This window comes from Streptomyces sp. DSM 118878 (assembly GCF_052936595.1).
This window is the reverse complement of record NZ_CP193622.1, coordinates 7,278,604-7,292,943: the sequence shown is the minus strand read 5'-3', so window position 1 is coordinate 7,292,943 and position 14,340 is coordinate 7,278,604. Positions and strand designations below refer to the sequence as shown.

3 protein-coding genes are annotated in these 14,340 nt (G+C 67.6%); all 3 read right to left on the bottom strand.

Annotated elements, in window-relative coordinates:
• Nucleotides 1-141 precede the first annotated feature (141 nt).
• From ACRAKF_RS31605 to ACRAKF_RS31595, 3 genes are read right to left on the bottom strand one after another with little or no spacing between them, the layout of a single operon-like run.
• The gene (locus tag ACRAKF_RS31605; protein ID WP_447041114.1) at nt 142-522 is read right to left on the bottom strand and encodes a nuclear transport factor 2 family protein; all 381 of its coding nucleotides are present in this window, start codon (nt 520-522) and stop codon (nt 142-144) included.
• Complete coding sequence (locus ACRAKF_RS31600; RefSeq protein ID WP_447041112.1) at nt 519-1,352, bottom strand: thioesterase II family protein; 834 nt, start codon at nt 1,350-1,352, stop codon at nt 519-521. The genes ACRAKF_RS31605 and ACRAKF_RS31600 overlap by 4 nt, the downstream gene beginning before the upstream one ends.
• Nucleotides 1,349-14,293 carry an amino acid adenylation domain-containing protein gene (locus ACRAKF_RS31595; protein ID WP_447041110.1) on the bottom strand — a complete coding sequence of 4,315 codons (12,945 nt, stop codon included), beginning with the start codon at nt 14,291-14,293 and terminating at the stop codon, nt 1,349-1,351. The genes ACRAKF_RS31600 and ACRAKF_RS31595 overlap by 4 nt, the downstream gene beginning before the upstream one ends.
• Nucleotides 14,294-14,340 lie beyond the last annotated feature (47 nt).

The following is a 14,340-nucleotide window of genomic DNA, read 5'->3' as shown; positions in this document are numbered from 1 at the left end:
TCGGCGTCTCACTCACGCCCCAGCCCCTCTCACGTCTCACAAAATTTCACACAGCCGGGGGAAGCCGATCGAGTCTGAGCCTGCTTCTGCGCGTCCGCCCCGGACACGACATTCATCGCACCATGGGCGTGAAGGCCGATCTCAGACCATGGGTGTGAAGAAGAAGGTGTCCCGGCTGCGGAAGGTGTTCGCGTCGGAGAAGGTGAAGAAGTCCGCGAAGCGCAGGTCCACTTCGCGGCCGTCGTGCAGAGCGCCACGGAACTCTCCGTGGACGGCCGCGTCGTCGCCGTGCAGCACCAGGGTGGCCACGGTGTGCCGCCCCTCCTTGATGACGCGGTGCTCACGGTAGAACCGTTCGAGGCCGGCATGGCCGACGAGGGGCTCGTATCCCGGCCGCCGATAGACCGCGTCCTCGTCGAACAGGTTCACCAGGCCGGGCACGTCCCCCGCGTCCACGAGTTCGTAGTACCGCCGTATCCGGCTCTCCCGGCCCTCGCGTGCCGCTCCGCCGACATCGTTCATCTCCGTTTCCCCCCTGACAGTCGGCCCCCGGCAGCCAAGGCGGCGCGTAGGGCGTCCATGACCTCGTCGAATCGCGCGTGCAGATAGAAATGTCCGCCCGGGAACTGCCGCACCACGAGCTCGGACTCCGTCAGGTCGCCCCAGGCCCGGAGGTTCTTCTCCGGCACTCCGGGGTCGGTGGTGCCGCCGAGCGCCGTGACCGGCAGGGAGAGCGGGGGACGTTCTGTGTAGCGGTGGGTCTCGCAGACCTTGTAGTCCGCCCTCATCACCGGCAGCAGCATCTGGATCAGCTCCGGGTGCTCCAAGACGGCACCGTCCGTGCCCTGGAGTGCGGCGATGTGCTCGATCAGCTCGCCGTCCGGCAGCTCGTGCACGACGTCGTACCGCGGGTTCCGGGGAAGGTGGGGCGCGGAGTAGCCGGAAACGAAGAGGTGTGCCGGCGGCCGACCGCGCCGTACCAACTCGTGAGCGAGCTCGTACGAGAGGAGTGCACCCATGCTGTGCCCGAAGAGCGCGAACGGCCTTGCCGGACGCCCCTCGGCCCCGGTGGGCAATGGGGCCGACGGATCGTCGAGGCGCTCCATGAGCGGTTCCACCAGGGCGTCGACCACCTCGGCCGTCGACGTGGCGCACGGCTCGCTGAACCGCGCCTCGCGACCCGGGAGTTGAGGGGTGATGACCTCCACCGCGGGGCCGAGATTCGACTGCCACTCCCGGTAGGTCGCCGCTCCCGCGCCCGCGTGCGGCAGGCAGACGAGTTGGATCACTGCGTCCGGTACCGGCGGCTGTTCGGCGAACCAGCGTCCGGTGCGTTGACTGCTCTTGCTCACTTCTCACCTTCCGTGTCCAGGGTTTCTCCGTTCCCGACCCTCCCGTCGACCACGCTGTCCCTTTCTGTCTCGTCCATCGCCAGCCGCTGCGCGGTCTCGTCGTTCATGGACTCGATCTCGCTCAGCAGGCGTTCGAGGTCGTCCAGCGCGGCGCCGTCCGTCTGCTCGGCCTCGGCCTGCTCGACCCGCGCGGCGAGTTCCCGCAGCCCCGGCTCCTCGAACAGGGTGCGCAGCGGCAGGTCGATGCCGAAGCGCTCGCGGATACGGGCCATCAGTTGGGTGGCTAGGAGGGAGTGTCCTCCCAGTGCGAAGAAGTCGTCGTCCAGACCGACCCGCTCCACCCCCAGCACTTCGCTGAAGAGCATCGCCACCAGGTGCTCGTGCACCGTGTTCGGCGCTACGTACACGCCCAGCCCGGCGAATTCCGCCGCCGGCAACCCGGCCCGGTCAACCTTGCCGTTGGGCGTCAGGGGCAGCGCGTCCAGAACGACGATCGCCGACGGCACCATCGCATCCGGCAGGACGGTCCCAACGGCGGCGCGCACCGTGTCCGTGTCCACCTGGCCGGTCACATAGCCGGCCAGGCGGGTCTGACCCAGGTGGTCCTCCACCGCCACCGCCACTGCGTCCGCCACGCCTTCGACCCCGCGCAAGGCCGACTCGACCTCGCCCAGTTCGATGCGTTGGCCGCGGATCTTGACCTGGTGGTCGCGGCGGCCCAGGAACTCGAGCTGCCCGTCCGGGAGGTAACGGACCACGTCACCCGTGCGATAAAGACGCGCACCGGGAACCTCCGAGAACGGGTCCGGCACGAAAGACGCCGCCGTACGCACCGGATCATCCAAGTAACCGCGGCCCACACCCATACCACCGACCAGCAGCTCACCCGGCACACCCACCGGAACCAACTCGAACCACTCATCCACCACATACAACCGCGTATTACGAATCGCCCGGCCGATCGGCGCCCGCACCAGACCCATCGCATCCGTGCCCTTGATGACAGCGTGCGTCACATCATCCGAACACTCCGTCGGACCATACGCATTCACCAACGGAATCTGCGGATAACGCGCCAACCACCGCTCACACAGGTCCGGCGCCAACGCCTCACCCGTCACCACCAGCCACCGCAGAGCCGCAAGATCCGGCAAAACCCCCAGCGTGTCCCACGCATCCAGCGCCGCCCGCAGCAACGACGGCACCACCTCCAACACCGTGACACCCACACCCGACGACCGCTCGAACAAGCCCGTCGCATCCAGCGCAGTCTCATCACCGAACACCACAGTCCGACCACCGACCACCAACGCCGACAGCATCTGCCACACCGAAATATCGAACGTCAACGACGCGTTCTGCACCACCACATCCGACCCGGCCAGACCCAGATCCTCCACCTTCGCCAACAGATGGTTATCCATGCCCAGACGATGAACCATCGCCCCCTTCGGACGCCCCGTCGACCCCGACGTATAAATCACATACGCCAGATCGTCGCCGTCGCCCAACAGCTCAGTCAGCACGACGTCCTCGGCACCCTCGGCGCCCTCGACACCCTCGGCAGCCATCGCCTCGGCGGATACGACCACCACAGTGACCGACTCCTCCACACCCTCCGCCAGCTGCCGCGCCACCGCCTCGTTCACCGCATTGGTCACAACGACACGCGCACCACTGTCCGACAAGATCGCCGCAGAGCGCGCCAACGGCGCACGCGGATCCAACGGAACATAAGCCGCACCCACACCCAACACCCCGAGCACCGCGGCTACCGCATCCACACCCCGGTCCAGGAACAGCGCAACCCGCTCCCCAAGCCCCACACCCGCACGACCCAGCGGACCGGCCAACCCATCCGCACGCAACACCAACTCACCGTACGTAACAGACCCACCCTCATCCTGCACCGCCACCGCACCCGGCCGCTCCACCGCCAACGCACGCACCCGCTGCACCACACCACCGAGCACATCCGCACGCTCAGTGGCATTCCACTCCTCCACCAGACGAACCCGCTCCACAGCCGAGACCGCCGTCAGGTGGCCAACCGTCAGCTCACCGGACGTCTCCGCCAGCGCCTCACACCCACGCACGAAATCGTCCAGGAGCGCCTGGCCGGTGTCCGGTGTGAACAGGTCCGTGGCGTACTCCAGCGTCACCGCCAGCTCCCCACCCGCCTCATCCACGAGCAGCATGACATCGAACTTCGCCGTGCCGTCCTCCACATCCAGCTGCGACAGTTCGATGCCTGCCATGTCCACACCGGTACGGGGTGCGTTCTGGAGCGTAAACATAGCCTGGAAGACGGGGTTGCGGGACAGATCCCGGTCCGACACCAGCTCCTCCACCAGACGCTCGAACGGCACATCCTGATGAGCGAAGGCGTCCAAAGACGCCTCACGCACACCCGCAAGCAATTCGCCGAACGAGCCACCCAAGTCCACACGTGTGCGCACCGGCAACGTATTCACGAAGAAACCGATCAACCCCTCGGTCTCCGTACGCGACCGATTCGCAATCGGCACCCCCACCACCACATCGGCCTGACCCGCACGCCGAGCCAACAACGCCGCCCATACCGCCTGCAACACCATGAACAGCGTCGCCCCATGACGCTGCGCCAACCCACCCAACGCGTCCGTCACCGACTCACCCAACACCGCACGCACATGCGCACCCCGATACGACGGCACCGCAGGTCGCGGGAAATCGGCAGGCAACTCCAACACCAGAGCAGCATCCGACAACGCCTCACGCCAATACGCGAGCTGCTCCTCAAGCGCGCCGGACGCCAGCCACTGACGCTGCCAGACCGCGAAGTCCGCGTATTGCACCGGCAGTACAGGCAGTTCCATGCCCGCATAGGCCGCCTGCACCTCACGCAGCAACACGCCCACCGACCAGCCGTCCGACACGATGTGATGCATCGACATCGCCAGCAGATAGTCTTCGTCGCCCAGTTCCGCCAGCGTCCACCGGAGCAACGGGCCGTGCTGGAGGTCGAAGGGGCGTTGCGCCAGCTCGGCCGTGAGCCGGACCGCCGCCTCCTGAATGTCCGACGTCTTCCGCAGGTCCCGCTGCGTGAAGTCGATGAGCGGGGTGTCACCGATGACCTGGACCGGCCGGCCATTCACCTCGGCGAAGACCGTGCGCAACACCTCATGCCGGAGGGCGACAGCATTCAACGCGGAGCGCAGGCGTTCCGGGTCGAGGGCACCCCGGAGACGCACGACAGCCGGGACATTGTAAGAAGCACTGTCGGGCTCCAACTGGTGCAGAAACCACATACGCTGCTGCGCATACGACAACTCCACCGGCCCCGTACGCTCCACCGGCACCAACGGAATGGCCACGGACTCACTCGCCGCACCCACCAGCCCGGCAAGCCCACCCACCGTCGGCTGCTCGAAAAGCGCACGCAACGGCAACTCCACACTGAAACGCTCCCGCACCCGCGCCATCAGCTGCGTGGCGAGGAGAGAGTGCCCTCCCAGTGCGAAGAAGTCATCGCCCAGACCGACCCGCTCCACACCCAGCACATCGGCGAACACCTCCGCGACCCGACGCTCCACCACACTCTCCGGCGCCACATACACACCCAGCTCAGCAAACTCAGGCGCCGGCAACCCGGCCCGGTCAACCTTGCCGTTCGGCGTCAGCGGCAACGCATCCAGCACAACGATCGCCGACGGCACCATCGCATCCGGCAGAAGAGCTCCTACCGCAGCCCGCACCGCGTCCGCATCAACACCACCCGCGACATACCCCGCAAGACGAGCCTGACCCAGATGGTCGGGGGTAGCCGTGACCACCGCGTCGGTGACGTCCGATACGGACCTCAACGCGGCCTCGACCTCACCCAGTTCGATGCGCTGCCCGCGGATCTTGACCTGGTGGTCGCGCCGGCCCAGGAACTCGATCTGCCCGTCCGGGAGGTAACGGACCACGTCGCCTGTGCGGTAGAGACGGGTACCGGGAACCTGTGAGAACGGGTCCGGCACGAATGACGCCGCCGTACGCACCGGGTCGTCGAGGTATCCGCGGCCCACACCCGTACCGCCGACCAGCAGCTCGCCCGGCACACCCACCGGAACCAGCTCGAACCACTCATCCACCACATACAACCGCGTGTTACGAATCGCCCGGCCGATCGGTGCCCGCACCAGACCCATCGCATCCGTGCCCTTGATGACAGCGTGCGTCACATCATCCGAACACTCCGTCGGACCATACGCATTCACCAACGGAATCTGCGGATAACGAGCCAACCACCGCTCACACAGGTCCGGCGCCAACGCCTCACCCGTCACCACCAGCCACCGCAGTGACGCAAGATCCGGCAAGACCTCCAGCGTGTCCCACGCATCCAGCGCCGCCCGCAGCAACGACGGCACCACCTCCAACACCGTGACGCCCGCACCCGAGGACCGCTCGAACAACCCCGTCGCATCCAGCGCAGTCTCATCACCGAACACCACAGTCCGACCACCGACCACCAGCGCCGACAGCATCTGCCACACCGAAATGTCGAACGTCAGCGACGCGTTCTGCACCACCACATCCGACCCGGCCAGACCCAGATCCTCCACCTTCGCCAACAGATGGTTGTCCATGCCCAGACGATGAACCATCGCCCCCTTCGGACGCCCCGTCGACCCCGACGTATAAATCACATACGCCAAATCGCCATCGCCACCCAACAACTCAGCGAACACGACGTCTTCGGCACCCTCGGCAGCGTTCGCCTCGGCGGACGCACCATCAACGACCACGATCTCGACCGGCCGACCTGCCGCCTCCGCGACTTGACGTGCTGTCGGCAGCCCCTGGAGGTCCGTGAGGAGATGGCATGCGCCGCTGTCGGCGAGGACGGAGGCGCTGCGGGCCAGTGGGGCGCGGACATCGAGCGGCACGTACGCCGCACCGGCGCCCAACGCGCCGAGGACGGAAGTGATGGCGCCGATTCCACGGTCCAGGTGAAGGGCGACGCGGTCACCGATTCCGACGCCGGATGCGGACAGACGCCGCGCCAAGTGGTCCGCTCGGACCGCGAGTTCGGCGTACGTCACGGAGCCCCGCGGGTCCTGGACGGCGACCGCCTCCGGGTGCGCGTTGGCATGGGCGCGGATGCGCCGCACGATTCCGCCGAGGCGTTCGGCACGGTCGGTGGCGTTCCACTGATCAAGGAGTTGGTGTCGTTCGGCAGCCGAGACCGCGGTCAGCTCTGCGACGGTGAGGGTCCCCTGGCTCGCGACCAGTACCTCGCATGCCCGGATGAAGCCGTCGAGGACCGCCTGAGCCGTCTCCTGCCCGAACAGATCTGTCGCGTACTCCAGCGTGATCCGCAGACCGGACTCGTCGCCGTCCAGCGGCTCCTCCGCCAGAAGCATGATGTCGAACTTCGACATGCCTTCCTCCAGCGGAAGGCGCTCCATCTCCACCCCCTCCAGCCCACCGCCCGCACTGCCCTGCGGCGCATTCTGAAGGGCGAACATGGCCTGGAAAACCGGATTGCGCGAGAGATCACGCTCCGGGGCAAGCACCTCCACCACGCGCTCGAACGGCACATCCTGATGAGCGAAAGCATCCAAAGACGCCTCACGGACATGGTCCAGGAGACGGGAGAAAGACCCCTGGAGAGCAATCCGGCTGCGAATGGGCAGAGTGTTCACGAAGAAGCCGATCAGATTCTCGGTCTCGGTTCGTGAGCGGTTGGCAACAGGCACACCGATAACGACGTCATCCTGACCTGCCCGACGCGCAAGCACGGTCGCATACACGGCGTGCAAGACCATGAACAGCGTCGCGCCATGCTTTTGGGCGAGACTGTTCAGGCCCGCCGTGGTGTCCGCACTCAAACCGGTACGCAGATGATCACCCCGGTAGCTCGGCACGGCCGGACGCGAATGATCCGTAGGCAAGTCCAGAACCGGCGGAGCCCCCTCAAGTGCAGTACGCCAATACGCGAGCTGCTCCTCAAGCACCCCCGACTCCAGCCACTGACGCTGCCACAACGCGAAGTCCGCGTACTGCACCGGCAGCTCAGGCAACGCCACACCCGCATACGCCGCCTGCACCTCACGCAACAACACACCCACCGACCAGCCATCCGACACGATGTGATGCATCGACATGGCCAGCAGATGTTCCTCGTCGCCCAGTTCCGCCAGCGTCCACCGGAGCAACGGGCCGTGCTGGAGGTCGAAGGGGCGGGCCGCGAGTTCCGTGGCGATGTGCTGGGCCGCTGCCACGGGATCGTCACTGCCCCGCAGGTCCCGCTGCGCGAAGTCGATGAGCGGGGTGTCACCGATGACCTGGACCGGCCGGCCATTCACCTCGGCGAAGACCGTGCGCAACACCTCATGCCGCACGGCGACAGCATTCAACGCGGAGTGCAGGCGCTCCGGAACAAGCGCACCCCGGAGACGCACGACAGCCGGGACATTGTAAGAAGCACTGTCGGGCTCCAACTGGTGCAGGAACCACATACGCTGCTGCGCATACGACAACTCCACCGGGCCGGTACGCTCCACCGGCACCAGCGGGATGGTCACGGACTCACTCGCCGCGCTCACCAGCCCGGCAAGCCCACCCACCGTCGGCTGCTCGAAAAGCGCACGCAACGGCAACTCCACACTGAAACGCTCCCGGATACGGGCCATCAGCTGGGTGGCGAGCAGAGAGTGTCCTCCCAGTGCGAAGAAGTCATCGCCCAGACCGACCCGCTCCACCCCCAGCACATCGGCGAACACCTCCGCGACCCGACGCTCCACCACACTCTCCGGCGCCACATACACACCCAGCTCAGCAAACTCCGGCGCCGGCAACCCGGCCCGGTCCACCTTGCCGTTCGGCGTCAGCGGCAACGCGTCCAGAACGACGATCGCCGACGGCACCATCGCATCCGGCAGGACAGTCCCAACGACGGCGCGCACCTTGTCCATGTCCACCCGGCCGGTCACATAGCCGGCCAGGCGGGTCTGGCCCAGATGGTCGGGGGTAGCCGTGACCACCGCGTCGGTGACGTCCGATACGGACCTCAACGCGGCCTCGACCTCACCCAGTTCGATCCGCTGGCCACGGATCTTGACCTGATGGTCACGCCGGCCCAGGAACTCGATCTGCCCATCCGGGAGGTAACGGACCACGTCACCCGTGCGATAGAGACGCGCACCGGGAACCTCCGAGAACGGGTCCGGCACGAAAGACGCCGCCGTACGCACCGGGTCGTCGAGGTATCCGCGGCCCACACCCGTACCACCGACCAGCAGCTCGCCCGGCACACCCACCGGAACCAGCTCGAACCACTCATCCACCACATACAACCGCGTATTACGAATCGCCCGGCCGATCGGTGCCCGCACCAGACCCATCGCATCCGTGCCCTTGATGACAGCGTGCGTCACATCATCCGAACACTCCGTCGGACCATACGCATTCACCAACGGAATCTGCGGATAACGCGCCAACCACCGCTCGCACAGATCCGGCGCCAATGCCTCACCCGTCACCACCAGCCACCGCAGTGAAGCAAGTTCCGGCGAAACCTCCAGCGTGTCCCACGCATCCAGCGCCGCCCGCAGCAACGACGGCACCACCTCCAACACCGTGACACCCACACCCGAGGACCGCTCGAACAACCCCGTCGCATCCAGCGCAGTCTCATCACCGAACACCACAGTCCGACCACCGACCACCAACGCCGACAGCATCTGCCACACCGAAATATCGAACGTCAACGACGCGTTCTGCACCACCACATCCGACCCGGCCAGACCCAGATCCTCCACCTTCGCCAACAGATGGTTGTCCATGCCCAGACGATGAACCATCGCCCCCTTCGGACGCCCCGTCGACCCCGACGTATAAATCACATACGCCAGATCGTCGCCGTCGCCCAACACCTCAGTCAGCACGACGTCCTCGGCACCCTCGGCACCCTCGGCGCCCTCGGCACCCTCGGCGCCCTCGGCAGCCATCGCCTCGGCGGATACGACCACCACAGTGACCGACTCCTCCACACCCTCCGCCAGCTGCCGCGCCACCGCCTCGTTCACCGCATTGGTCACAACGACACGCGCACCACTGTCCGACAAGATCGCCGCAGAGCGCGCCAACGGCGCACGCGGATCCAACGGAACATAAGCCGCACCCACACCCAGCACCCCGAGCACCGCGGCTACCGCATCCACACCCCGGTCCAAGAACAGCGCAACCCGCTCCCCAAGCCCCACACCCGCACGACCCAGCGGACCGACCAACCCATCCGCACGCAACACCAACTCACCGTACGTAACAGACCCACCCTCATCCTGCACCGCGACCGCCCCCGGCCGCTCCACCGCCAACGCACGCACCCGCTGCACCACACCACCGAGCACATCCGCACAGTCAGTGGCATTCCACTCCTCCACCAGACGAACCCGCTCCGCAGGCGAGACCGCGGTCAGCTCTGCGACGGTGAGGGTCCCCTGGCTCGCGACCAGTACCTCGCATGCCCGGATGAAGCCGTCGAGGACCGCCTGAGCCGTCTCCTGCCCGAACAGATCTGTCGCGTACTCCAGCGTGATCCGCAGACCGGACTCGTCACCGTCCAGCGGCTCCTCCGCCAGAAGCATGATGTCGAACTTCGACATGCCTTCCTCCAGCGGAAGGCGCTCCATCTCCACCCCCTCCAGCCCACCACCCGCACTGCCCTGCGGCGCATTCTGAAGGGCGAACATGGCCTGGAAAACCGGATTGCGCGAGAGATCACGCTCCGGGGCAAGCACCTCCACCACCCGCTCGAACGGCACATCCTGATGAGCGAAAGCATCCAAAGACGCCTCACGGACATGCTCCAGGAGACGGGAGAAAGACCCCTGGAGAGCAATCCGACTGCGAATGGGCAGAGTGTTCACGAAGAAACCGATCAGATTCTCGGTCTCGGTTCGTGAGCGGTTGGCAACAGGCACACCGATAACGACGTCATCCTGACCTGCCCGACGCGCAAGCACGGTCGCATACACGGCATGCAAGACCATGAACAACGTCGCGCCATGCTTTTGGGCGAGACTGTTCAGGCCCGCCGTGGTGTCCGCACTCAAACCGGTACGCAGATGATCACCCCGGTAGCTCGGCACGGCCGGACGCGGATGATCCGTAGGCAGGTCCAGAACCGGCGGAGCCCCCTCAAGTGCAGTACGCCAATACGCGAGCTGCTCCTCAAGCACCCCCGACTCCAGCCACTGACGCTGCCACAACGCGAAGTCCGCGTACTGCACCGGCAGCTCAGGCAACGCCACACCCGCATACGCCGCCTCCACCTCACGCAACAACACACCCACCGACCAGCCGTCCGACACGATGTGATGCATCGACAAGGCGAGAAGGAACTCCTGGTCGTCGAGTCGGGTCAGGACCCAGCGGGTCAGTGGGCCGTGCTGGAGGTCGAAGGGGCGGGCCGCGAGTTCCGTGGCGATGTGCTGGGCCGCTGCCTCGGGATCGTCACTGCCCCGCAGGTCCCGCTGCGTGAAGTCGATGAGCGGGGTGTCACCGATGACCTGGACCGGCCGGCCGTTCACCTCGGCGAAGACAGTGCGCAACACCTCATGCCGGAGGGCGACAGCATTCAACGCGGAGCGCAGGCGCTCCGGATCGAGAGCACCCCGGAGACGCACGACAGCCGGGACATTGTAGGAGGCGCTGTCGGGCTCCAACTGGTGCAGGAACCACATACGCTGCTGCGCGTACGACAACTCCACCGGGCCGGTACGCTCCACCGGCACCAGCGGGATGGTCACGGACTCACTTGCCGCGCTCACCAGCCCGGCAAGCCCACCCACCGTCGGCTGCTCGAAAAGCGCACGCAACGGCAACTCCACACTGAAACGCTCCCGCACCCGCGCCATCAGCTGGGTGGCGAGAAGGGAGTGTCCTCCCAGTGCGAAGAAGTCATCGCCCAGACCGACCCGCTCCACACCCAGCACATCGGCGAACACCTCCGCGACCCGACGCTCCACCACACTCTCCGGCGCCACATACACACCCAGCTCAGCGAACTCCGGCGCCGGCAACCCGGCCCGGTCCACCTTGCCGTTCGGCGTCAGCGGCAACGCATCCAGCACAACGATCGCCGACGGCACCATCGCATCCGGCAGAAGAGCTCCTACCGCAGCCCGCACCGCGTCCGCATCAACACCACCCGCGACATACCCCGCAAGACGAGCCTGGCCCAAGTGGTCCTCCACCGCCACCGCCACCGCGTCCGCCACGCCTTCGACCCCGCGCAGGGCCGACTCGACCTCACCCAGTTCGATCCGCTGGCCACGGATCTTGACCTGGTGGTCGCGGCGGCCCAGGAACTCGATCTGCCCGTCGGGCAAGTAACGGACCACGTCACCCGTGCGGTAGAGACGGGCACCGGGAACCTCCGAGAACGGGTCCGGCACGAAAGACGCCGCCGTACGCACCGGATCATCCAGGTAACCGCGGCCCACACCCATACCACCGACCAGCAACTCACCCGGCACACCCACCGGAACCAGCTCGAACCACTCATCCACCACATACAACCGCGTGTTACGAATCGCCCGGCCGATGGGCATGCCCGGGCGGTCGCCGAGGTCGTCGGAGGCGACGGCTTCGGCGACGCTGCAGCCGACGACGGTCTCCGTGGGGCCGTACTCGTTGACGACCCTGGCGTCGGGGGCCACGGCGAACAGGCGCCGCACCAGGCTCGGCGCGAGCGCCTCGCCGCCCACGACGAAACAGACGGACAGGCCCGTGAGCGCGCCCTTGGGCAGGAGGCGGCAGAGCGCCTCCAGGTGGGCGGGGGTCAGCTTGACGAGACTGGGGCGTGCCGGGCCGGTGAGCATCTCGGCGAGGCCGTCCAGGGGGTGGTCTTCGTCGACGAGGTGGACCGTTCCGCCGGTGGTGAGGGGCACCCACAGGCTGGTGACCGTGAGGTCGAAGCCGATGGTGGTGTGCAGCGGCGCGACCGGCGGCTCCCCCGGGCAGTACTCCGCCGCGGCCCAACTCACGTAGTTGAACAGGCCGGACCGGGTGATCTGCACGCCCTTGGGGCGGCCGGTGGAGCCCGACGTGTACAGCACGTACGCCAGGTTCTGCGCGCCGCTTCCGGCGGCGGCGGCCGGTGCGGCGGCCGCGGAGGATTCGGTCGTGGTCGCCGACCGGACGTCCAGGCGCGGGGTGCCGTCCGCGAGCGCCGCCGCGTGGCCGTCCGTCTCGAGGATGGCGGCCGGGCGTGCGTCGGCCACGATCGTCGCGAGCCGGGCTGCGGGCTGGGCCGGGTCGAGGGGGACGTAGGCCGCGCCCCGCTTCCATACGGCGAGCAGGGAGGCCACGAGCTCGGCGGACCGCGGCACGGCCACGCCCACCACGTCGTGCGGGCCGACACCCGCGTCCGCCAGGGCCGCGGCGATGCGCATGGCCTCGGTGTCGAGCTCCGCGTAGCTGACGGTCCGGTCGCCGGTGACGAGGGCGGGCGCGTCGGGGGCGGTGTCCACCTGGCGGGCGAAGAGTTCGAGCGCCGTGGCGGGGCCGTGCTCCTCCGGAGCGGTGGTGGGTCCCTGGGCCCAGGCCATCAGGCGGCGCCGCTGCTCCTCGCTCACCGGGAGCAGGCCCCGCAGCGGCCGCTCCGGCGCGTCGAGACCCGCGTCCAGGACGGCGAGGACCTGGCCGAGGAGGTCCTGGGCGGTCTGTCGGGTGAACAGGTCGGTGGCGTACTCCAGGCCCAGCTCGGTGCCTGCCGGGCCCTCGTGGACGAACAGGGTGAGGTCGAATTTCGCGCCGGGCAGGGGGACGTCGAAGCGGTGCGCGGTGAGGCCGGGGGCGATGTCGAAGCCACCGGGTGCGTTGTCCATGGCCACCATGGCCTGGAAGAGCGGGCTGCGTGACCGGTCGCGTCGGCCGCCCAGCTCCCGTACGACCTCGCCGAACGGCACGTCCCCGTGGGTCAGGGCCTCCGCGGTGCGTTCACGGACCTGGCCGAGCAGTCCGCCGAAGGTGAGGTCGCGGTCCCATGCGGTCTCCACGACCAGGGTGTTGGCGAAGAAGCCGATCAGCTCCTGGGTGTTCGGGTGGTCGCGGTTCGCCGAAGGGACACCGATCCTGACCCGCTGCTGCGAGGCGTTGCGGGCCAGCACCGAGGCGAACGCGGCGTGCGTCGCCATGAACGCCGTCGCGCCGTGCCCGGCCGCGATGCGGCGCATCCGGTCGGTGGCGTCCTTGTCCACCACGGCGGTGACGCGGTCGCCCCCGAAGGTGGGCACCCTGGGGCGTGCGTGGTCGGTGGGCAGTTCCAGGACCAGATCGCGGTCGGCGAGCGCTCCGCGCCAGTGGCCGAGCTGTTCGTCCTGGACGCCGCGCAGCCAGTCCCGGTGCCAGACGGCGAAGTCGGCGTACTGGAGAGCCGGCGGGGGCAACAGGTCGACGCCGCCGCCGGCCAGTTCGCCCAGGTACAGGACGGCGAGTTCCTTGATGAACACCCCCATCGACCAGCCGTCGGTGATGATGTGGTGCATCAGCATCGACACGACGTGGTCGTCCTCGCCCAGGTGGAAGGCGTGGACGCGCAGGAGCGGTCCGCTCTCCAGGTCGAAGAGTTCGGCGGCGCGGCGCGCGCACGCGTCGCGGCACGCCTCCTCCGCGGCGCTGCCCAGCCCGCGCAGGTCGTGCCGGTCCACCTCCAGGAGCGGTTCGGGGTGAATGACCTGCCGCACCTCCCCCGCGTCGACCGTGAAGGTGGTCCGCAGGATCTCGTGCCGCTCGCACAGCCTGCGCAGCGCCCGCTCCAGTGCGGCCAGGTCCAGGGGCCCGGTGAGCCGCATCGCGGCAGGCACGTTGTACGCCGTGTTCGTGGGGTCGAGCTCGACGAGCAGCCACAGGCCGACTTGCGCCGGAGACGCCGGCATGACATAGACCTGGCCTGAGTTCATCGGGTTCCTCGCTCGCGGTCGTGTTCGGGGGTACGGGGTGGCGGGTC

Bases quoted from the DNA above. Each gene is read 5' to 3' on its own strand.
- ACRAKF_RS31605 (WP_447041114.1), bottom strand. From the start codon at position 522: ATGAACGATGTCGGCGGAGCGGCACGCGAGGGCCGGGAGAGCCGGATA.
- ACRAKF_RS31595 (WP_447041110.1), bottom strand. From the start codon at position 14,293: ATGAACTCAGGCCAGGTCTATGTCATGCCGGCGTCTCCGGCGCAAGTC.